The 22088-nt window shown below is 54.9% G+C and carries 19 protein-coding genes and 1 other RNA gene; 13 read left to right on the top strand and 7 right to left on the bottom strand.

The features are described 5' to 3' along the window. Positions 1 to 25: 25 nt before the first annotated feature. A complete protein-coding gene (locus tag ACCW76_RS03345; protein WP_436337744.1) occupies positions 26 to 781 on the bottom strand; it encodes a M48 family metallopeptidase in 756 nt (251 codons plus the stop codon). Between the two features lie 273 nt (positions 782 to 1054). Here ACCW76_RS03345 and tkt point away from each other — a divergent pair, with 273 nt between their 5' ends. The 6 genes from tkt (at position 1055) to argO (ending at position 8723) form a co-directional block, all read left to right on the top strand. Next, a complete protein-coding gene (gene tkt / locus ACCW76_RS03340) occupies positions 1055 to 3046 on the top strand; it encodes a transketolase (RefSeq protein ID WP_436337743.1) in 1992 nt (663 codons plus the stop codon). 353 nt (positions 3047 to 3399) lie between these two features. Next, positions 3400 to 4419 (top strand): erythrose-4-phosphate dehydrogenase, encoded by a 1020-nt coding sequence (gene epd / locus ACCW76_RS03335; RefSeq protein WP_038644970.1) that lies wholly within the window; start codon positions 3400 to 3402, stop codon positions 4417 to 4419. Between the two features lie 51 nt (positions 4420 to 4470). Then, the gene (gene pgk, locus ACCW76_RS03330; protein WP_436337742.1) at positions 4471 to 5634 is read left to right on the top strand and encodes a phosphoglycerate kinase; all 1164 of its coding nucleotides are present in this window, start codon (positions 4471 to 4473) and stop codon (positions 5632 to 5634) included. 102 nt (positions 5635 to 5736) lie between these two features. After that, complete coding sequence (gene fbaA, locus ACCW76_RS03325; protein WP_034823221.1) at positions 5737 to 6816, top strand: class II fructose-bisphosphate aldolase; 1080 nt, start codon at positions 5737 to 5739, stop codon at positions 6814 to 6816. A 188-nt stretch (positions 6817 to 7004) separates the two neighbouring features. Continuing rightward, positions 7005 to 7877, top strand: coding sequence for a small-conductance mechanosensitive channel MscS (mscS, locus tag ACCW76_RS03320; protein ID WP_038644974.1), 873 nt, complete (start codon positions 7005 to 7007; stop codon positions 7875 to 7877). A gap of 222 nt (positions 7878 to 8099) precedes the next feature. Continuing rightward, positions 8100 to 8723: an arginine exporter ArgO gene (argO, locus tag ACCW76_RS03315; protein WP_436337741.1), complete on the top strand. Its 624-nt coding sequence runs from the start codon at positions 8100 to 8102 to the stop codon at positions 8721 to 8723. Here argO and ACCW76_RS03310 read toward each other — a convergent pair. Continuing rightward, entirely contained in the window at positions 8702 to 10978 is a 2277-nt protein-coding gene (locus ACCW76_RS03310) for an FAD-dependent oxidoreductase (RefSeq protein WP_436337894.1), read from the bottom strand. The genes argO and ACCW76_RS03310 overlap by 22 nt on opposite strands. A gap of 59 nt (positions 10979 to 11037) precedes the next feature. Here ACCW76_RS03310 and ACCW76_RS03305 point away from each other — a divergent pair, with 59 nt between their 5' ends. Next, positions 11038 to 11736, top strand: coding sequence for an IclR family transcriptional regulator domain-containing protein (locus tag ACCW76_RS03305; RefSeq protein ID WP_034823215.1), 699 nt, complete (start codon positions 11038 to 11040; stop codon positions 11734 to 11736). Here ACCW76_RS03305 and ACCW76_RS03300 read toward each other — a convergent pair. Beyond that, entirely contained in the window at positions 11723 to 13030 is a 1308-nt protein-coding gene (locus tag ACCW76_RS03300; RefSeq protein ID WP_200536749.1) for an MFS transporter, read from the bottom strand. The two genes, ACCW76_RS03305 and ACCW76_RS03300, sit on opposite strands and share 14 nt — an antisense overlap. Before the next feature lie 218 nt (positions 13031 to 13248). Between ACCW76_RS03300 and ACCW76_RS03295 the strand changes: the two genes are divergently transcribed. Further along, positions 13249 to 13980, top strand: coding sequence for an oxidative stress defense protein (locus tag ACCW76_RS03295; protein ID WP_045814671.1), 732 nt, complete (start codon positions 13249 to 13251; stop codon positions 13978 to 13980). Between the two features lie 106 nt (positions 13981 to 14086). Here ACCW76_RS03295 and ACCW76_RS03290 read toward each other — a convergent pair whose 3' ends face one another. Further along, positions 14087 to 14992 (bottom strand): LysR family transcriptional regulator ArgP, encoded by a 906-nt coding sequence (locus ACCW76_RS03290; RefSeq protein ID WP_038644982.1) that lies wholly within the window; start codon positions 14990 to 14992, stop codon positions 14087 to 14089. A 181-nt stretch (positions 14993 to 15173) separates the two neighbouring features. On the opposite strand from ACCW76_RS03290, the gene rpiA reads away from it, so the two are divergent. Then, positions 15174 to 15833: a ribose-5-phosphate isomerase RpiA gene (rpiA, locus tag ACCW76_RS03285; RefSeq protein WP_038644984.1), complete on the top strand. Its 660-nt coding sequence runs from the start codon at positions 15174 to 15176 to the stop codon at positions 15831 to 15833. A 290-nt stretch (positions 15834 to 16123) separates the two neighbouring features. Beyond that, the gene (serA, locus tag ACCW76_RS03280) at positions 16124 to 17362 is read left to right on the top strand and encodes a phosphoglycerate dehydrogenase (RefSeq protein ID WP_038644986.1); all 1239 of its coding nucleotides are present in this window, start codon (positions 16124 to 16126) and stop codon (positions 17360 to 17362) included. A 74-nt stretch (positions 17363 to 17436) separates the two neighbouring features. Here the strand turns inward: serA and ACCW76_RS03275 are convergent, their stop codons facing one another. The 3 genes from ACCW76_RS03275 to zapA all read right to left on the bottom strand — a co-directional run bounded on the left by ACCW76_RS03275 (position 17437) and on the right by zapA (position 18782). After that, positions 17437 to 18042 carry a 5-formyltetrahydrofolate cyclo-ligase gene (locus ACCW76_RS03275; RefSeq protein WP_436337740.1) on the bottom strand — a complete coding sequence of 202 codons (606 nt, stop codon included), beginning with the start codon at positions 18040 to 18042 and terminating at the stop codon, positions 17437 to 17439. Between the two features lie 187 nt (positions 18043 to 18229). Further along, positions 18230 to 18413: non-coding RNA, 6S RNA (gene ssrS / locus ACCW76_RS03270), on the bottom strand. Between the two features lie 39 nt (positions 18414 to 18452). Then, positions 18453 to 18782: a cell division protein ZapA gene (gene zapA / locus ACCW76_RS03265; RefSeq protein WP_034823204.1), complete on the bottom strand. Its 330-nt coding sequence runs from the start codon at positions 18780 to 18782 to the stop codon at positions 18453 to 18455. A gap of 170 nt (positions 18783 to 18952) precedes the next feature. On the opposite strand from zapA, the gene ACCW76_RS03260 reads away from it, so the two are divergent. The 3 genes from ACCW76_RS03260 to ubiH are packed head-to-tail and all read left to right on the top strand — an operon-like array spanning position 18953 to position 22080. After that, positions 18953 to 19534: a YecA family protein gene (locus ACCW76_RS03260; protein WP_045814669.1), complete on the top strand. Its 582-nt coding sequence runs from the start codon at positions 18953 to 18955 to the stop codon at positions 19532 to 19534. A gap of 48 nt (positions 19535 to 19582) precedes the next feature. Then, positions 19583 to 20905 (top strand): Xaa-Pro aminopeptidase, encoded by a 1323-nt coding sequence (pepP, locus tag ACCW76_RS03255; protein ID WP_436337739.1) that lies wholly within the window; start codon positions 19583 to 19585, stop codon positions 20903 to 20905. Beyond that, complete coding sequence (gene ubiH / locus ACCW76_RS03250; protein ID WP_436337738.1) at positions 20902 to 22080, top strand: 2-octaprenyl-6-methoxyphenyl hydroxylase; 1179 nt, start codon at positions 20902 to 20904, stop codon at positions 22078 to 22080. Before pepP ends, ubiH begins: the two co-directional genes overlap by 4 nt. Positions 22081 to 22088: the final 8 nt, after the last annotated feature.

The following is a 22088-nucleotide window of genomic DNA, read 5'->3' as shown; positions in this document are numbered from 1 at the left end:
CATCAGCGCTCCTTTTTATTGTCGATTATTTGCCATCTGCCGCAATACGATCGCGGATGTGCTGTGCACGTGCTGCGGAATCCGGGTGCGAATCGAACATCGAACTCGTTTGGCCTTGCTGCATTTTCGCCAGTTTCTCGAAACTGGTGGCTAAGCCGAGCGGATTAACACCGCGCTTTTTCAGCAGGTCATAAGAGTAGTCATCCGCCTGCGATTCCTGGGTCTGCGAGAACTGCGCATTGACCAGCTTTTCGCTCAAATCGCCCAGCTGTGACTGCGACAACTGACCAATCACGCCGCCAACCGAGGCCGCTGCGGTGCGTGCCGCCGTGGTGGCATAGGCAACCTGCATCGCTTTACGCGTATGGCCGAGCGCAACGTGGCCCATTTCGTGGCCGAGTACGCCTTCCACTTCGTTATCCGTCATCATATCCATCAAGCCGCTGTAAACGCGGATACAGCCGTTGGCCATCGCCCACGCATTCACATCTTTGGTCAGATAGACTTTGTAGTTGGCTGGCACGCCGTTGATATTATCGCCCAGCGCTGCGGCGATTTTGTTCAGACGCTGTTGATATTCACTGTTGGCAGGTGCGAGCTGATTGTCTTTGTCCATCTGGGCACAGGACTGATCGCTGAGCTGCTTCACTTGTGAATCATTCAACGTATAAGCCTGATAGGCCTGCGCGCCGGATTGCAGTAGCGCGTTATTGTCCATCCCTTCACAGCCGCTCAGCAGCGAAGCGATTCCCATAGCAAGAATGGTGGCGCGGATTTTCATTGAGAGGTCCTTTGCGTAACAAGGTAGAGAAAACAAACACCTGAAATTGAGATCGGTGTTCAAACGCTTTGGTTATAGCGTGCATCCTGTTCACTGGCTAGCAGACAAGCCCCGAATTGCAACCGTTTACCCGCTATTTAGCACGTCGACGCATGTACTTTTGCCCCGATTTTCATGTACATTGATGTGCGACTTTTTTCTCGCTTCGCCTGATAACTGATTAATTACAATACGTTAAGCGCGGCGGAGCATTAATCCGACCTGGAGTAGAAGATGCCCTCTCGTAAAGAGCTTGCCAACGCCATTCGCGCGTTAAGTATGGATGCAGTACAGAAAGCCAAATCGGGACATCCTGGTGCCCCTATGGGCATGGCGGACATCGCCGAAGTGCTGTGGCGTGACTTCCTGAACCACAATCCGACTAACCCGCTGTGGGCAGACCGTGACCGCTTCGTGCTGTCTAACGGTCATGGCTCCATGCTGATTTACAGCCTGCTGCACCTCACCGGTTATGACCTGCCGATGAGCGAGCTGCAGAACTTCCGTCAGCTGCACTCTAAAACTCCAGGCCACCCAGAATACGGCTACACCGCTGGCGTTGAAACCACCACCGGTCCACTGGGCCAGGGTATCGCTAACGCAGTAGGCTTCGCCATCGCTGAGCGCACTTTAGCGGCACAGTTCAACCGTCCAGGCCATGACATCGTAGACCACAACACTTACGTGTTCATGGGCGACGGCTGCATGATGGAAGGTATCTCACACGAAGTGTGCTCCATCGCCGGTACCCTGAAACTGGGTAAACTGGTTGCCTTCTATGATGACAACGGCATCTCTATCGACGGTCACGTTGATGGCTGGTTCACCGACGACACCGCAGCACGCTTCGAAGCTTACGGCTGGCACGTGGTGCGTGGCGTAGACGGCCACGATGCAGACGCGATCAAAAAAGCGGTTGAAGAAGCTAAAGCCGTATCTGACAAACCTTCACTGCTGATGTGCAAAACCATCATCGGTTTCGGATCACCAAACAAAGCCGGTACGCACGATTCGCACGGCGCACCGCTGGGCGACGACGAAATCGCACTGACCCGCAAACAGCTGGGCTGGAACTACGCGCCGTTTGAAATTCCTTCAGACATCTACGCGCAGTGGGATGCGAAAGAAGCCGGTCAGGCGAAAGAATCCGCATGGGATCAGAAGTTTGCTGCTTATGCTGCTGCTCATCCTGAACTGGCTGCTGAGTTCACGCGTCGTACCAACAACGAGCTGCCAGCCAACTGGGAAACCGAATCGCAGAAGTTCATCGAACAGCTGCAGGCTAACCCGGCGAAAATCGCCAGCCGTAAAGCGTCTCAGAATGCGATTGAAGCCTTCGGTAAGATCCTGCCGGAATACCTGGGCGGCTCCGCTGACCTGGCACCAAGCAACCTGACTATGTGGTCGGGTTCTAAGCCAATCAACGAAGATGCAGCCGGTAACTACATCCATTACGGTGTGCGCGAATTTGGTATGACCGCGATCGCTAACGGTCTGGCACTGCACGGTGGTTTCCTGCCGTACACTGCGACCTTCCTGATGTTTGTAGAATACGCACGTAACGCGGCGCGTATGGCTGCACTGATGAAGATTCGTCAGATTATGGTCTACACCCATGACTCCATCGGTCTGGGCGAAGATGGTCCAACGCACCAGCCGGTTGAGCAGATGGCTAGCCTGCGCGTGACACCAAACATGAGCCTGTGGCGTCCATGTGACCAGGTTGAGTCTGCAGTTGCCTGGAAATATGCGATCGAGCGCGTTGACGGCCCATCAGCCCTGATCTTCTCTCGTCAGAATCTGGCGCAGCAGGATCGTACCGCTGAGCAGCTGGCTAACGTGGCGCGCGGTGGTTATGTGCTGAAAGACAGCGCAGGTACGCCAGAGCTGATCCTGATCGCTACCGGTTCAGAAGTTGAACTGGCGGTTGCCGCTTACGACCAGCTGACCAGCGAAGGCCGTAAAGTGCGCGTGGTGTCTATGCCTTCTACCGATGCCTTCGACAAGCAGGACGCGGCTTACCGTGAATCTGTCCTGCCGAAAGCGGTTGCTGCGCGTGTGGCAATCGAAGCCGGCATCGCTGACTACTGGTTCAAATACACCGGTCTGAATGGCGCTATCGTCGGCATGACCACCTTCGGTGAGTCTGCTCCAGCAGAACTGCTGTTCAAAGAGTTCGGCTTCACCGTTGAGAACGTGGTGAACACCGCGAAATCTATTCTGTAATCAGCGGTCGCCATCAAGGGCGGCCCGACAGGTGATTATCGCTATTGAAGGTGCGCATTTATGCGCACCTTTTTTCATTTCAACTCCCGCCTCAAACCTGAAACGGTTCAATTATTCCTGAAGTAATAATTTTTACATGCGAATTATGTGACGCAGATCCAATAATCAGCAGCGCAATTGATCGCAATCATTCCTGTTATTCCTTGCATGCTTTATTCTAGCTGAACCGTTTCAGTTGCAATTCAGTGGCATCATTTTGCAACGTTAAGCGGGCAATAATTCCCTGTACAAAACGCAGCGAAACGCTCAAGGTATTTGGCACGTTTTTTTGGGCTGTTGTTGCAGGAAGTGAGATGACCGTTCGCATAGCAATTAATGGTTTTGGTCGTATCGGACGCAATGTACTGCGTGCTTTGTACGAAACCGGCCGCCGCGCTGAGATCACCGTGGTAGCGATCAACGAGCTGGCTGAAGCCACTGGCATGGCGCATTTGCTGAAGTATGACACCAGCCATGGCCGCTTTGCCTGGGATGTGCGCCAGGAGCGCGATCAGCTGTTCGTGGGCGACGACACCATCCGCATTCTGCATCTGGCCGATATTGATACACTGCCGTGGCAGGAACTGAATGTCGATATCGTGCTGGATTGTACCGGGGTATACGGCAGCCGCGCCGATGGCGAAGCGCATCTGCAGGCGGGCGCGAAGAAAGTGTTGTTCTCGCATCCGGGCGGTAATGATTTGGATGCCACCGTGGTGTTCGGCGTTAACGAACAAGCTCTTAAACAAACTGACCGCATTGTCTCCAACGCATCCTGTACCACCAACTGCATTATTCCGGTGATCAAGTTGCTGGATGACGCCTTCGGAATTGAGTCAGGCACCGTGACCACGATTCACTCGGCGATGCACGACCAACAGGTGATTGACGCCTATCACAGCGATCTGCGCCGTACCCGTGCCGCCAGCCAATCGATCATTCCGGTGGATACGCGTCTTGCTGCGGGCATTACCCGTATTTTTCCGAAATTTAACGACCGCTTCGAAGCCATCGCTGTCCGTGTTCCCACGATCAACGTGACAGCCATTGATTTGAGCGTTTCAGTACGCGAAGCCGTGAAGGCTTGTGAGGTCAATGCCTTGCTGCAAAACGCGTCAGAAGGGGCGTTTCGTGGTATAGTTGACTATACGGAATTACCGTTAGTCTCAGTAGATTTCAACCATGATCCGCACAGTGCCATAGTGGACGGCACACAAACGCGGGTCAGTGGTCATCACCTGATCAAAACCTTGGTTTGGTGTGACAACGAATGGGGCTTTGCTAACCGCATGATCGACACCACGTTAGCAATGGCCGCAAGCGGTTTCAGGTAAGACGCGGACTGCGTCTGGCAAAACTTATGAGAATCAACGAGAGGGTTCACCATGTCTGTAATTAAAATGACCGATCTGGATCTTGCTGGTAAGCGTGTTCTGATCCGTGCCGATCTCAACGTGCCAGTGAAAGAAGGGAAAGTGACGTCAGATGCACGTATCCGTGCTTCTCTGCCTACCATCGAAGCGGCGTTGAAACAGGGCGCGAAAGTGATGGTTACCTCTCACCTGGGTCGCCCGACCGAAGGTGAATACAACGAAGAATTCTCCCTCCTGCCTGTTGTTAACTACCTGAAAGACAAACTGAACGGCACCACCGTTACCCTGGCGAAAGACTACCTCGACGGCGTTGAAGTCGGCGCAGGTGAGCTGGTGGTACTGGAAAACGTTCGCTTTAACAAAGGCGAGAAGAAAGACGAAGAGACTCTGTCGAAGAAGTATGCCGCACTGTGCGATGTCTTCGTGATGGATGCTTTCGGTACTGCGCACCGCGCGCAGGCTTCTACCCACGGTGTGGGCAAGTTCGCACCGATCGCTTGTGCTGGCCCGCTGCTGTCTGCTGAGCTGGAAGCGCTGGGTAAAGTGATGAGCAACCCAGAGCGTCCGCTGGTCGCCGTTGTGGGTGGTTCTAAAGTCTCTACCAAATTCGACGTGCTGCAGTCTCTGGTGAAAATCGCGGATACCGTGATTGTCGGCGGCGGCATCGCTAACACCTTCGTGGCTATCGACAACAAAGTTGGTAAATCACTGTACGAACCAGATTTCGTTGAAGCGGCGAAAAAGCTGCGTGACGAGCACGGCATCCCAGTTCCAACCGACTCTCGCGTAGGAACGGAATTCTCTGAAACTGCCCCTTCAACCGTTAAAAAGGTTTCCGAAGTGGCGGATAACGAAGAGATTATGGACTTCGGTGACGAAACCGCACTGGCGATGGCAAAACTGCTGAAAGAAGCAAAAACCATCCTGTGGAACGGTCCAGTTGGCGTGTTCGAATTCCCGAACTTCCGCAAAGGCACCGAAATCGTGGCGAACGCGATTGCAGACAGCGACGCGTTCTCTGTTGCGGGCGGCGGCGATACCCTGGCAGCGATTGACCTGTTCGGTCTCGAAGACAAGATCTCCTACATCTCTACCGGCGGTGGCGCATTCCTCGAGTTCGTGGAAGGCAAAAAACTGCCAGCGGTAGCGATGCTGGAAGAGCGCGCTAAGCAGTAATTTTTGGGGACGGCGCTTCGGCGCCGTCTGAAGGCTTGCCCATCCTGGGCAAAAAATCGACGTCCCCTCGTGGGATGAACGGTAACGAAACAGGACACAACCATGTCTAAAATTTTTGATTTCGTAAAACCCGGCGTTGTCACTGGTGATGACGTTCAGAAAGTTTTCCAAGTAGCGAAAGAAAACAAATTCGCTCTGCCTGCAGTTAACTGCGTCGGCACGGACTCCATCAACGCGGTACTGGAAGCTGCGGCCAAAGTTAAAGCGCCGGTCATCGTTCAGTTCTCCAATGGTGGTGCTGCCTTCATCGCCGGTAAAGGTTTCAAAACCGACAAGCCACAGGGCGCGGCAATCTTCGGCGCTATCGCGGGTGCGCACCATGTGCATCTGATGGCTGAACAGTACGGCGTGCCAGTGATTCTGCACACCGACCACTGCGCCAAGAAACTGCTGCCGTGGATCGACGGTCTGCTGGATGCCGGTGAAGAGCACTTCAAGAAAACCGGTAAGCCACTGTTCTCTTCTCACATGATCGACCTGTCAGAAGAGTCACTGGAAGAGAACATTGAGATCTCTTCTAAATACCTGGCGCGCATGGCGAAAATCGACATGACGCTGGAAATCGAACTGGGTTGCACCGGTGGCGAAGAAGACGGCGTGGACAACAGCCACATGGACGCATCTGCGCTGTACACCCAGCCAGAAGACGTTGATTACGCGTACACCGAGCTGAGCAAAATCAGCCCACGTTTCACCATCGCGGCTTCCTTCGGTAACGTGCACGGTGTGTACAAGCCAGGCAACGTGAAACTGACCCCGACCATCCTGCGTGATTCTCAGGAATACGTCACCAAGAAACACAACCTGCCGCACAACGCGCTGGACTTCGTGTTCCACGGTGGTTCAGGTTCTTCTGCTGCAGAAATCGAAGAGTCAATTGGTTACGGCGTAATCAAAATGAACATCGATACCGATACCCAATGGGCGACCTGGGACGGCATCCTGCAGTACTACAAAAAGAACGAAGACTATCTGCAAGGCCAGTTGGGTAACCCAAATGGCGTGGATAGCCCGAACAAGAAATACTACGATCCACGCGTATGGCTGCGTTCTGCACAGGCTTCAATGGTTGTGCGTTTAGAGCAGGCTTTCAAAGAGCTTAACGCTGTCGACGTGCTGTAATTTTTCCTTACAGTACAAAAAAGGCCCGAAAGGGCCTTTTTTTATGCATTCAATTCGGAATAGTGAGGAAATTCAGGCCATCTTTGGCGCTTCATGCCATTTTTGTTTACCCTTGTACACGGGAGTGCCGGAGTTAATCTGGCCGTTTTTGCATTTTCCTGCGGGAAACTCAACAACAGGGCTAACAAATGGAAGACTTAAATGTCGTTGACGGCATTAACAACGCTGGCGGCTGGCTGGTAAGAAATCAGGCACTGATCCTGAGCTATTTCGTCAATATCGCTGCGGCGATTGTCATCATAGTGATCGGTATGATGGCAGCGCGTATTATTTCGAAAGGCATCAACCGCGTGCTGGTGGCGCGTCATATCGATGCCACAGTCGCAGATTTCCTCTCGGCGCTGGTGCGCTATGGCGTGATTGCTTTTACCTTGATTGCTGCGCTGGGCCGCGTTGGGGTGCAAACCGCATCGGTGATTGCGGTACTGGGTGCAGCGGGTTTGGCCTTAGCTTTATCCCTGCAGGGTTCGCTGTCCAACCTTGCCGCGGGTGTACTGCTAGTGACCTTCCGTCCGTTTAAAACTGGCGAGTTCGTGGATCTCGGTGGCGTGATGGGAACGGTGCAGAACGTGCAGATCTTCTCCACCACCATGAAGAGCGCGGACGGTAAAATTGTCGTGGTACCGAACGGTAAGGTGATTGCGGGTAATATCGTTAACTATTCCCGTGAGCCGATTCGCCGTAATGAATTCATTATCGGTGTGGCCTACGACGCGGATGTCGATCAGGTCATCGCGCTGTTCAGGGAAGTGGTTGAGGCCGATGAACGCGTGCTGAAAGACATGGGTATTCAGATCGGCCTGAACGAGCTGGCTGCGTCTTCACTCAACTTTGTCGTACGTTGCTGGAGCAAGAGCAGTGACCTGCAAAACGTCTACTGGGATCTGTTGAAGAACTTCAAACGTACGCTGGACGCGAACGGTATCGGCATCCCTTATCCGCAGATGGACGTGCATCTTCATCAGGTGAAGAACGAACAGCAACCTGAGCGCGCGGAGTAATCAATGAGTGGTGGTGCACATCTGATGTGCACCCCACAAAACCCGGTCATATCCCTAAAGGGCCATCATCTATGGCGACCGAAAGCGCACTCGTCGCCATCACTTCGCTATTGATATCAATCTTATTACTTTCTCTAATACCCGATTAAATCTTTCAATTTCCACTAATATCCTCGCGTCACTATACTGCATCGCATTATCTCGTCACTCAGGACCGCCATCGTGTTATCTGTTTATTTACAAGGACTTGCCCTTGGGGCAGCACTCATTCTGCCATTAGGCCCACAAAACGCATTCGTGATGAATCAGGGCATTAAACGCCACTACCATTTAATGACCGCAGGGTTATGTACGCTGAGCGATGTTGTGCTGATTTGCGGCGGTATTTTTGGCGGTAGCGCGCTGCTGAATCAGTCCCCGATTCTGCTAATGCTGATCACCTGGGCGGGCGTGGCGTTTCTGCTGTGGTACGGCTGGGGCGCACTACGCAGCGCATGGCAGGGCGATGTGACGTTAGCGACTGAAGCCGCGCTGAAGCAAGGTCGCTGGCGCATCGTTGCCACCATCGTCGCGGTGACCTGGCTCAATCCGCACGTCTATCTTGATACCTTTGTGGTGCTGGGTAGCCTCGGCAGTCAGCTTCCTTCTACCGAAGCGCGTCAGTGGTTCGCGTTGGGCACGGTGAGTGCTTCAATTATCTGGTTCTTTGGCCTGGCGCTGTTAGCTGCGTGGCTTTCACCGCGTCTGCGCACCGTGCGTGCGCAGCGTATCATCAATCTGCTGGTGGGCGGCGTGATGTGGTTTATCGCTATCCAGCTGGCGCGTCAGGGTATTGCCGCGTTCTGATGCAGATGTAAGCCGTACAGTGCGGGCAGCGCGCCCGCACTGGCCAGCAGCTCTAAACGAATCTGGCGGAAACTCACCCCCTGCGGTACGGCGTGATGGCAGAGCGAGTGATGGTTTTCTTCGACTTCAATCAGTAACTCTTCATCCAGCCAGAGACGATAATGCGTGGTGCAGTGCGGCGTGACCGCTTGTGCGTGCCCCATCTGTACCGTCTCCATTGCATGGTCAAAGTCGTTATCAAACAACAGCGTGATTTGGCGAGCGTGTTGCTGCTGTTCCCAGCGCCAAATAACCGTTGGCTGAGCGTCATCCCGTGCCGGCACCCAGCAGTTGGTGTGCTGCTCCGGACGCAATTTGCCGTTGAGCAGATAGTCCCGATGCCAGAGTTTTAACGGCGTCTCCAGCGTGAAGGCGAACAGGATTTGATGCGGCACGCGGCGCGGCAGCCAGAAATCGAACTCATCGACGCCGTAATCGCCATCGTTAATCTGTCGCGTGCGTTTGGCGACGCGTGGATTGAGGCTGTTAAACACCATCATGACCCCGGGCAGACGCTGCTGAGTGAGGGCCACTTCAATCGCCGGATTTTCTTCAAAGGCGATAAACAGATAACGATCGCAATCTGCACGGTAATCAAAAATCAGGCGGTAATTGCCCTGATCGTTAACCGTGAGTGTTTGGCTGGCGATGTGACGATCGCCGCAAGTGTTGGCCGGATTGTCACTGCTGAGCAGCGAAACCTGCATCTTCTGCGTTTGTTTGGCACGCAGTTGCACGGTTAGCGCAGGTAAACGTTCACCGGCTTTTAATGGCAGCAGCAGAGCACAGCGCGATTGCAGCGGCTGCCAACCGGCATCGGCGGGGAGATTGCTAAGCTGCAGAGTGCTGCTGACTTCGATCTGCGCATTGCGGGCCGGACTCAGCAATGGATGGCGTGGGATAAACGCCCCCTGACGCAGCAGTTGCTGCTGCAACTGTGTGACGCGATCTGGCTGCGCCAGCTGCGACGGCGTGAATTGCTGCTGATGACAGATGGTCGCCGCACGTCCCACCACTTCACCCAACACGCCGCAGGTGCACATCACCCGTGCGCTGCCAAAGGCAACGTGGGTGGCTGAGATTAAACGACCGGTGAGCAGCAGATTATCCAGCGACTGGCTGTATAGCGCACGAAATGGAATGGTGTAGGTGCCTTTGCTGTGGAACTGGCGGCAGCCATTGTGCTCGCTGTACACGCCATCGGCGGGATGCAGGTCAATCGACCAGCCGCCGTAGGCAACGGCGTCGTAGTGATCGCGCTGTTCAATGATGTCCTGCTGACACAGTAACGTGTCACCGAGGAAGCGACGGCTTTCGCGCTTGCCGGGGATCAGGCCCACCCATTCGATGGTTAGGGTATCGGCATCCGGAAACTCGTCGGAGTTTTTAATGTAATCCCACACGCCCCAAACAATTTTCCACAGCTCCCATTTGATTGTTTCGCTTTCGTGCACCGTATCGAGCCGTCCGCCCCATTCCAGCCACCATAAATCACAGCCGTTAAGATCGGAGGTCAGGCGTTTGTAACGTGGAATGGCGGTAATCTCTTTAAGCGCAAAAGAGGGCGGGACAAAGCGAACCGGCTGCGAAGTGCGTTTGGTGTAGAAGTAGATTGAGTGGCCGAGTTTGTGTCCAAAATGTTCGCCTGGCGCCATCTTTTCGCCAAATTCTTCAACAGTTTCCGCCCCCACACGATGCGCGGCACCCGCCAGATATCCCAGCACGCCATCGCCGCTGGCATCGATAAACTGGCTGGCGTTGACGTGGTAGCGTGTCTGATTAATGGCGTTAAAAGCTTGAACGGCTTGTAAGCGGCGGCCTTCTTTCGTGATATCGCTGACCACCGTGTTGAGCAGTAGCGTCAGACCGGGTTGTGACTGCACCAAATCCAGCAGCACCATATCGAACAGCACCGGATTGCCCTCTTTGTTGCGCCACAGGTTTTCCTCCATGATCTCGCCCATGATGCCGCCTTCGCGCGCCCAGCGGTTGTTGTTACCCATATGCGATGTTGCACCGTTGGCCCATAACCGCACTTCACTCGATGCGTTGCCACCCAGCACCGGGCGATCCTGAACCAACACCACCTGCAATCCGTCACGCGCGGCGGCCAGTGCGGCACACACGCCCGCGAGCCCACCGCCCGCCACCAGCAGATCGGCCTGTAACTTTTGCTCTGGGAAGTGGCGCGCATTTTGCGAAGAGAAAGTCTGCATCATTTGCTTCCTGTCATGCTGAAGCTAAGATTGGAGTTTTGAGCGCCACAGGGTGAACTATGTCTTCTCAACCCAACCAAAGCCTGATTGATGGGATTCGCTGCTTGCAGTATTTGGTTTCCAGCGATAAAGCCGTGGGCTGCCGTGAACTGGCGCGACAGATGGACATGAACAGCACGCGCGTTAACCGCCTGCTGATGACCATGGCCTCGATTGGCCTGACGATTCAGGACGAACACCGCCGCTATTTGCCCGGCCCAGGGATTCATGCTCTGGCGGCGCAGGCGATTCGCGGCTCCTCGCTGTTTGCCCAGGCGCTGCCGCAACTGGAAGCACACGCGCCGCGCGACATCGTGGTGGCGCTGGGCGTGCTGTGGGAGGATCAGGTGATTTACATCTGGCACTCCGAACCGGGTGAGCGCACCAGTGCCAGCCAGGCGCTGGCCGGTTTCCGCATGCTGCCGGCGTGGCAGTCGGTGATTGGTGTGTCGCTGCTGGCGACAGAGAGTGATGAGCAGTTGCGTCCACGATTTACCGACGAACAGTGGGCGCAAATGGCGCCGTTGCTGGCGCGTAAGCGTGACGCAAACCATTTGATCTGGCACCGTGATGACGGCGAAATCAGCATGGCGCAGCCAATCAATAACAACCGCGCTGCGCTGGCGTTCGCCAAAATCTGGCAGGCCGACGATGCACATCTGCAGCAGCGGGTGACGCAGTTGCAGTCGCTGGCGCAAGTGCTGATCAGTGCGCGCTGACATGCTCGATTTTCCCAACCACGAACAGATAGCTGCAAATGCCTATCGCCGCCAGCACGGCAATAAAGCCGAGTGCTGGCGCGAAATTATCGCCATCGATCAGCGCGCCAATGGCAATCGGCACCACAATAGCGGAAAGCGCGCCGGTGAAGTTGAATACGCCGCCCGCTAAGCCAATCAGATGGCGAGGTGCCAGTGCGGTGACAAATACCCAGGTGATGGTCGCGAGGCCGTTGCCAAAAAACGCCAGCGACATAAACAGCACGATGAGCGTGGAGTCGTCGGTGTAATTGGCGCCAAGAATAAACAGTGTCAGGAACAGGCCAAGGATGACCGGCAGTTTACGCGCCACGCTGGGCGACACGCCTCGCCGTATCATGCGATCCGAAGCGAAACCTGCCAGCAGTACGCCACAGAAAGCGGCGAAGTAGGGCACGGAAGCCACATAGCCGCTTTTAATGAAGCCCATATGGCGATACTCCACCAGATAGGTCGGGAACCAGGTGAGGAAGAACCAAAAAGTGGCTGAGATAGTAAACTGGCCGATATAGATACCCACCAGTTTGCGGCTGCGGAACATTTGTGCCAGATCGGCCCAGCGGGCCTTCGGCTGCTGCGTGTGCTGACGGCTCTCGAGTAAGGCACCGTTGCTGCGCAGATAGTTTAATTCGGCTTCTGACACGCCTTTATGCTCATGTGGCTCACGGTAAAGCAGATACCACACCAACGCCCAAATCATCCCGGCCACACCGGTAATCAGAAACAGACCGCGCCAGCCAAACGCATCCTGTACGTGGAACAGCAGCGGCGTCATGCAGGCGAGTCCCACAAACTGGGCCGAGGAGTAAATGCCGATGGCGCTGGCACGCTCCTGTTCCGGGAACCAGCTGGAAATCACGCGGTTATTCGAAGGCATTACCGGCGCTTCAAAGGCACCGACGCCCAGGCGCAAGCCAAACAGCGCACCGAAGCTGTTGGCGAGCGCATGCAGGGCTGTGATTAATGACCAGGCAAACAGGCCCACGCCATACACCAGACGCGCGCCGAGACGATCGATCAGAAAGCCGCCGGGGATCTGCAGCGCAGCGTAGATCCAGCCAAATGCTGAGAAGATCAACCCCATCTCCATTGGCGTAAAGCGCAATTCGCCGGCCATTTGCGTGGCGGCCACAGAGAGATTGGTACGATCCATGTAGTTGATGATGATATTGATAAACACCAGACCCAGCATCAGGAATCGCGTCCGTCCGGCGCGGACGGCAATGGCGCTTTGGCTAATTGGCTGCTCTGTCATACCACAACTCCCCATAAGGCTAGAATTGTTTCTTTAATAGAAACACCAAGGCAAAATTTCCGCGAATCCGTTAACCTGGTTTTGCGATCGCGGATACGTTAATACCGTCGTTATCCGAACTTTTTGGTGATTTCAAACTCAGACCATCACGCATAGTAATGTGTTTTAGGTTTAGCCATAGTGGCGACCTGTAAATTGAACCTTCAAGGAGGACTTTCGTGAAATTGAAAGCACTGGCGCTGGCCGCCGTAATGAGCACGGGCGTAATGTCAGCGATGGTACAAGCGGGTGAAGTCCCGAATGGCCCGCATGTCGTCACCTCTGGTCAGGCAAGCGTAGATGCCCGTCCTGATATCGCGACACTCTCCATCGTGGTGAATGTTTCCTCGAAAGATGCGGCAGATGCGAAAAAACAAGCTGATGACCGCGTGGCGCAATATTTCGATTTCCTGCAAAAGAACGGTATCGAGAAGAAAGATATTGATGCGGCAAACCTGAGCACGCAACCGGAGTATGACTACACCAAAGAAGGCAAGTCGGTACTAAAAGGCTATCGTGCGGTGCGCCAGGTGCAGGTGACGTTACGTCAGCTGGATAAACTGAATGAGTTACTGGACGGTGCGCTGAAATCTGGCCTGAACGAAATCCGTTCGGTGGAGCTGGGCGTAGCGAATGCCGATGCCTATAAAGATCAGGCGCGCAAAGCCGCGATTGCTAACGCCACTCAGCAGGCCGGTGCACTGGCAGAAGGCTTCAACGCGAAATTGGGCCCGGTGTACAGTATCCGCTATCACGTGGCGAACTATCAGCCAATGCCAATGGCGCGTATGTATAAAGCGGCTGCGGCCCCTGCGGATACCACCGCGCAGCAGACTTATGAGCAGCAGAGCATTCACTTTGACGATCAGGTTGATGTGGTGTTCGAGATCAAGCCGAATACCGCTCAGTAATCTGATGTGTTGAATCGTAGCGGCGCGATTGATCGCGCTAAATGGCGGTGAAACTGCCGTTCATTTACGTAATCAATTAAGCCGCTACGCCAATCTGCATTTAGGCTTATGCCGCCGCCGTATCCTGACGCAACACGCGATGACCGTGTGCGATCAACGCATCCGTCACGCTGCGCATCAAACGGCTCTCTGGCGCGAAGCGGTGCCAGTAAAGCATGCGGCGCTGGTACAGGCCTGGCGTCAAATCCACCAAATCACCTTGCGCCAGTTCTCGCTCAATCTGTAAGTGTGGGATCATACAGCACACTGAACCCTGACGCGCCAACTGCACAAAGGCTTCCGACGAGTTAACGATGTGGCACGGTACGCTGCCCGGTGACAGATCGAAGTTCTGCTGTAAAAACGCCTGATGCATATCATCCAGATGGTCAAACGCCACCGCTGGGGCTTTCAACAAAGCAGAGCGCGTGACGCCATTCGGGAAGTAGCGTGCAGCGAAATCTGGCGACGCGCAGAACAGATAATCCAGAGCACCCAACTGATCCACCAGACAACTCGGCAGCGGCTGCGGCTGGATACTGACAGCGCCGACCACTTCACCGCGACGCAAGCGTTCCTGGGTACGGGTTTCATCTTCTACCTGCAAATTCAGGCGCACCGGCGAATCGGCCAGCACGTCTTTCAGTGCAGGCAGCAGCCAGGTCGCCAGACTGTCGGCGTTGACCGCCAGTGACAGCAGCAGTGGCGTAGTACCGCCGTTGTCATCACCCAGCCACTCTTCTTCCAGCAACTCCACCTGATGTAGCAGCGCCAGCAGTTTTTGTCCTTGCTCGGTCGGACGCGGCGGCACGGTGCGCACCAGCAGCGGCTGACCAAATAAATTTTCCAGCTGTTTAATGCGTTGTGACACCGCAGACTGCGTGATGCAGAGTTTTTGGGCCGCACGCTCAAAACCGCGCTCGCGAATCACAGCATCCAGCGCCTGAAGCGTTCGATAATCCGGGCGTTTCATTGTTGTTCTCTCTCGTTCAGGATGGAAAGTACTATGCCACAAAACTGTCATATTGTGCTGCGGCGGATTTTTGCGGGCTGGCTTCCAAAGGCTTAAATCGATGCGTTAACAGCCGCGCATTTTCACGACGCCTTGTTTTATACTACGCGCACTTCGATGTCGCACAGGTTTTAAACATACCATGACCCAGGATGAACTGAAAAAAGCGGTTGGTTGGGCAGCACTGCAATACGTGCAACCCGGCACCATTGTTGGCGTTGGCACCGGTTCAACAGCGGCGCATTTTATTGATGCGCTTGGCACCATGAAAGATCAAATTGAAGGCGCGGTCTCCAGTTCGGAAGCCTCGACGGAAAAACTCAAAGCCCTGGGAATTCCGGTTTTTGATCTGAATAACGTCGATGAGCTGTCGGTGTACGTTGATGGCGCGGACGAGATTAATCCACAGATGCAGATGATCAAAGGCGGCGGCGCAGCGCTGACGCGTGAGAAAATTGTCGCAGCCGTGGCGAAAAAGTTTATCTGCATTGCGGATGCCTCCAAAGAGGTGGACGTGTTGGGCAATTTCCCGCTGCCGGTGGAAGTGATTCCGATGGCGCGCGCGTTTGTTGCGCGTGAACTGGTGAAGCTGGGTGGCCAACCTGAGTATCGTCAGAATGTGGTGACCGACAACGGCAACATTATTCTCGACGTGCATAATCTGCGTATTCTCGACCCGATTGCATTGGAAAAAACCATCAATGCACTGCCGGGCGTGGTCACCGTTGGCTTGTTTGCCGCGCGTGGCGCTGATGTTGCCTTAATCGGCACAGCAGATGGCGTGAAAACCATCACTTATTGATCTGATAGCGTACTCACCGGCGCGTGTGCTGCGCCGGTTATTTCCATCTGCAAAACATCTTTTCTTGCTGGGGTGAAATTTGGTGACTTATGTCACAAAAGATTCATCAACAGCAGGTTCGTACTTCGGCGCACTCGCATCCCACGATTTTGTACGGCTTTGTGCTGCCTCAACGTGGGCGCGTGCTGGCGGTCAGGCAATCGTTTGTATTGCCGCGCTCGAAATTTTTGATATTTTGGCAGAAGGCTACCTTATGGTAGTCCTCGTTGAATTCTGAATAGGGTCGGGAAATGGCAAAGGTATCACTGGAAAAAGACAAGATTAAGTTCCTGCTGGTGGAAGGCGTTCACCAGAGTGCACTGGATAATCTGCGTGCTGCGGGTTACACCAACATCGAATTCCATAAAGGGGCACTGGATGCGGAGTCGCTGAAGTCCTCCATCCGCGATGCGCACTTCATTGGTATCCGTTCCCGCACCCAACTGACCGAAGAGATCTTTGCGGCGGCCGAAAAGCTGGTCGCGGTAGGCTGCTTCTGCATCGGTACTAACCAGGTTGATCTGAATGCTGCTGCAAAACGCGGTGTGCCGGTCTTCAATGCACCATTCTCTAACACCCGTTCGGTAGCCGAACTGGTGATCGGCGAAATGCTGCTGATGCTGCGCGGGATCCCTGAAGCAAACGCCAAAGCACACCGTGGTATCTGGAACAAAGTGGCGAACGGCTCGTTCGAAGCGCGTGGTAAGAAGCTGGGCATCATTGGCTACGGCCATATCGGGATGCAGCTTGGCGTGCTGGCAGAAGGCCTGGGCATGCACGTGTTTTTCTACGACATCGAGACCAAATTACCGCTGGGTAATGCGACTCAGGTTCGTCACCTGTCGGATCTGCTTAACATGAGCGACGTGGTCAGCCTGCACGTACCAGAAAATGCCTCAACGCAGAATATGATTGGCGCAGACGAGTTAGCGCTGATGAAGCCGGGCGCACTGCTGATTAACGCCGCACGCGGAACCGTGATTGATATTCCAGCCCTGTGCAACGCCCTGGCGAACAAGCATCTCTCCGGTGCGGCCATCGACGTCTTCCCGGTTGAGCCAGCGACCAACAGCGATCCGTTCAACTCACCGCTGTGCGAGTTTGATAACGTGATCCTGACGCCACATATCGGGGGCTCCACTCAGGAAGCTCAGGAAAACATCGGCCTGGAAGTCTCGGGCAAGCTGGCGAAATACTCTGACAACGGTTCTACGCTGTCTGCCGTTAACTTCCCGGAAGTGTCCCTGCCGATGCATGCCGCCAGCGCCAGCCGCTTGCTGCACATCCATGAGAACCGTCCAGGCGTGTTGACCGCGATTAACCAGATCTTTGCCGAGCAGGGCATCAACATTGCCGCTCAGTATCTGCAGACCTCGCCGGTGATGGGTTATGTGGTTATCGATATCGATGCAGAAGAAGATGTGGCGGAAAAAGCGCTGCAGCTGATGAAAGCGATTCCGGGCACCATTCGCGCCCGCCTGCTGTACTGATGATTCAGGGCACCTTGCGTGCCCGTTCATCTTGCTGATTGCTCAGGGCGCCACCTCAATTGGCGCCCTTTGTTTTATCGTTCGGCGCTATCCCACTGCCACAGCTTTGACGGCGTTAAAATAGCAGGCAAGGGGACATCCCATGCCGCGACTGGCAATGTCTCAACGCGCTGGCAATCGTGCGCAATGCCCATCGGTAAAAAGCCATGCTGCTGCCAGTGCTGCAGGGTGCGATCGTAAAAACCTCCCCCCATCCCCAATCGCTGACCCTGGTGGTCAAATGCCACTAACGGCACCAGCATCACATCCAACTGATCGAGTGTGGCCATCTGCGTGATATCCAGCGGCGGTTCAGGGATGCGCAATTTGTTTGGGGCCAGTGCCGTCTCAGGCGTGTAACGCAGGAACAGCAGATGCCCGGGAGCAAAAGGATGCAGTACCGGCAAATAAACCTGCTTTTTCTGCTGCCACAGCTTGGCAATCAGCGGGCGGGTGTTGATTTCGCCATCGACAGATAAAAACAGCGCGATGCGTTGGGCATTAGCGATAGGGGCAAAGTTAATAGCGTGCTCGGCGAGCAGATCGGCAGCTTGCTCCTGCTGTTCAGGCGTAAGGTTGCGGCGCAGATGGCGCACATGCTGGCGGATGTCCTGGCGATCAAGTAGGGAAGGTGCGGTCATGATGTCCCCGGCAGAGTCGGCAATTTGGCCAACTATATCATGCGAAGCGGGAGATTCTCGTCATACTTCAGGTACAGGGGACTAACTGCGCTCATGCACCCCAATCACTCAATTCGTTAAGCTGATTGGGATCCATTTGCTTGCCGCCTTGCTGAAACATAAGTCTCTGGCGAAGGGGACTAAAGAGGAGATCTCCGAGATGCCGCCGCAGGCTGTAACCCTTGAACCCATGGTTCAAGGTGAACATGCCGTCACAATTATTAGGCTTCTCGGACGGACCGAGCATGCGCACAAATTGTGGATCGTCACATTCTGTTGGTATTAAATATCGGCTCAGGGGACGGGCCCGCTTGCAAACATCTCAGAGAAAATTGACTTCACCGTCACTCTAACACGAGTACCATGAAGTGTTATTCGAATTTAGGGCCCTGGCGATCAGTTATGCGACCTTGCTCAACTAATGCTTGTTCAATGGTCTGCTGCAGCATGCGGATACGTTGTTCCATGTTTGCTGCATAGTCGCGCGTCTTGCCTTTTTCCTGTGCCAGCTCGTGGCAGATGTTTAAGGCGGCGATGAACACCAGTTGCTCTGTATTGGTGACTCTAGTGCGAACTTTTAAATCTTGCAACCGTTGATTGAGATCCTCTGCAGCCAGATTCAGCGCATCTTGCTGTTCGGGCGGACAATTTACTCTCAATGAACGACCAAAAATCTGAATATCTACCGGTTGTGCAGACATGCCACCATCCTGACTGATTACTCTGTTCGCATCTCCCTTACCTGTCAATGGGTTGGGAGGTGCGCAACTATATAGAGCCGCGATATAAGTTACAACCCCTTTTCTGGAAACCCTGAGGCACCTGGTGGTAGCATAACACGAACTTATTCTGCCAACGACGACCAAAGCCTATGTCTTTACAGAACGAAACTCCTGGTTACAACGCGCTAGCCGCAGCCCTTTCTCAGCAGGGCGTGGGCATGACGCCAGCCGAAATGCACGGATTGCTGTCCGGTATTTTGTGTGGTGGCAACAAAGACGCCAGTTGGAAAACCAAGATCCACGACCTCACCAACGACGGCATGGCGTTTTCACAAAGCTTGTCACAGCCGCTGCAGGCGCTGCATGAAAATCTGAGCAATACGCTGGAAGATGAGGGTTTCATGTTCCAACTGATGCTGCCGGAAGATGATGACATCACCGTCTTCGATCGCGCGGATGCGCTCGCGGGCTGGGTCAACCATTTCCTGCTCGGCTTAGGCGTCACGCAGCCGAAGCTGGATAAAGTGACCGGCGAAACCGGTGAAGCGATTGACGATCTGCGCACCATCGCGCAACTCGGTTACGACGAAGATGAAGATCAGGAAGAGCTGGAGCAGTCGCTGGAAGAAGTGATTGAGTATGTGCGCGTGGCGGCCTTGCTTTGCCATGACACATTCACTCGTCAGCACACGCCAACTGCGCCGGAAGTGCAAAAGCCAACGTTACACTAAGTGCGTTATTGCGGGCGCGTGGTGCCCGTTTCAACAGGGAGTGCAAACATGATTACACTGGATACTTTCCAGCAACGTCGTCAGGCGCTGATTGCCCGTATGGCACCTGGCAGCGCCGCTTTGATTTTCGCTGCACCTGAAGTGACCCGCAGCAACGACACGGAATACAACTTCCGCCAAAACAGCGACTTCTGGTATTTCACCGGGTTCAATGAACCGCAGGCGCTGTTAGTGCTGATCAAAAGTGATGACAAGCATAACCATAGCGTGTTGTTCAATCGTGTTCGCGACCTTACCGCAGAGATCTGGTTTGGCCGCCGCCTGGGGCAAGATGCCGCACCCGCTAAGCTTGGCGTTGACCGTGCTTTACCTTGGGATGACATCGGTGAGCAATTGCATCAGCTGCTCAACGGGCTTGATGTGGTTTATCATGCTCAGGGGGAGTACGCAGAAGCTGACCAACTGGTGTTCAGCGCGTTGGAAAAACTGCGCCGTGGCTTCCGTCAGAATCTCAGCGCGCCTGCTACCGTCACCGACTGGCGTCCGTGGGTACACGATATGCGCCTGTTTAAAAGCGAAGCCGAAATTGAGATTTTGCGCCGTGCGGGAAAAATCAGTGCGCTGGCGCATACTCGTGCGATGCAAGCTTGCCGTCCGGGGATGTTGGAGTATCAACTCGAAGGCGAAATTCACCATGAATTCAATCGCCACGGCGCACGCTTCCCTTCTTACAACACCATCGTGGGATCGGGTGAGAACGGCTGCATCCTGCATTACACCGAAAACGAAAGTGAAATGCGCGATGGCGATTTGGTGCTGATTGATGCGGGTTGTGAATTCCACGGGTATGCCGGTGACATTACCCGCACCTTCCCGGTTAATGGCAAATTCACGCAACCTCAGCGCGAGATTTACGACATCGTGCTGGCCTCGCTGTACAAAGCGCTGTCGATGTTCCGCCCTGGCGTCAGCATCCACGACGTCAATGACGAAGTGGTGCACATCATGATCACCGGTCTGGTCGATCTCGGCATTCTGGAAGGCAATATCGATACGCTGTTCGAAGAGCAGGCGCACCGCCCGTTCTTCATGCACGGCTTGAGTCACTGGCTGGGGCTGGATGTGCATGACGTCGGCCATTACGGTACACCAAGCCGTGATCGCATTCTCGAACCGGGTATGGTGCTGACCATTGAACCGGGTCTGTACATCGCGCCGGATGCGAAAGTCCCACCGCAGTATCGCGGTATCGGTATCCGTATCGAAGATGACATCGTGATCACCGCTGACGGCAACGAAAACCTGACCGACAGCGTCGTGAAAGATGCCGATTCGATTGAAGCCTTGATGGCAGCGGCACGCCACGCATGAGCATTTTGATTGCAGGCGGCGGTATGACCGGGGCAACCCTGGCGCTGGCGATTTCGCATCTGACGCAAGGCCAGCTGCCCGTCACGCTCATTGAGCGCAGCCTGCCGGATAGCCGCAAACATCCTGGTTTCGACGGCCGAGCGATTGCGTTAGCGGCGGGCACCTGTCAGCAGCTGGCGGATATCGATGTATGGCGCTCGCTCGCAGATTGCGGCACGCCAATCACGGATATTCACGTCTCTGACCGTGGCCACACCGGTTTTGTGCAGCTCAAGGCGGATGATTATCAGGTCCCAGCGCTGGGGCAGGTGGTTGAGCTGTTTGATGTGGGACAGCGCCTGTTCCAGCGTCTGAAAAGTGCGCCAGGAGTGACGCTGCGCTGCCCGGATTACGTCACGACGGTGGAGCGCACAGCAGAGTCTGTCACGGTGACACTCAACAGCGGCGAGCGGTTACAGGGCGCGTTGCTGGTGGCAGCCGATGGCTCACGTTCGCCACTTGCGGCGTCATGTGGCATGACCTGGCAGCGGGACGATTACCAGCAGCTAGCGGTGATTGCCAACGTCACCACGCAGCAACCGCATCAGGGGCGTGCTTTTGAGCGCTTCACCGAGCACGGCCCGCTGGCACTATTACCGATGTCTGGCAATCGCATGTCGCTGGTGTGGTGTCATCCCGTCGAGGCAGAAGCGACAGTTAAACAGTGGGATGATGCGACCTTCCTGCACGAGCTTCAGCAAGCGTTTGGCTGGCGCTTAGGGCGTTTCACCCATGCCGGCCAGCGTGAAGTGTATCCGCTGGCGCTGCAAACCGCAGAGCGTCAGGTAGCGCATCGCCTGGCGCTAGTGGGCAACGCGGCGCAAACGCTGCATCCTATTGCGGGCCAGGGTTTTAATCTGGGACTGCGCGATGTGATGTCGCTGGCGGAAACGCTGGCAGGTGCACATCGTCAGCAGCAGGATGTGGGCAGCTATGGCGTGTTGCAGCACTTCGCTGCACGTCGTCAACCGGATCGCGCCGCGACAATCGGCGTGACCGATGGCCTGGTGCGGCTGTTTGCCAATCGTTATGCGCCCTTGGTGGCGGGAAGAAATCTTGGGCTGGTGGCAATGGACCATCTGCCATGGCTGCGAAACCCACTTGCCGCGCGCACGCTCGGCTGGGTAAAGCGTTAAGCATGAAT

Origin of the sequence: Pantoea sp. C8B4 (genome assembly GCF_051336905.1) — a bacterium.
GTDB classification, from domain to species: domain Bacteria; phylum Pseudomonadota; class Gammaproteobacteria; order Enterobacterales; family Enterobacteriaceae; genus Pantoea; species Pantoea rwandensis_B.
This window is presented reverse-complemented; position numbering and strand designations above follow the sequence as displayed.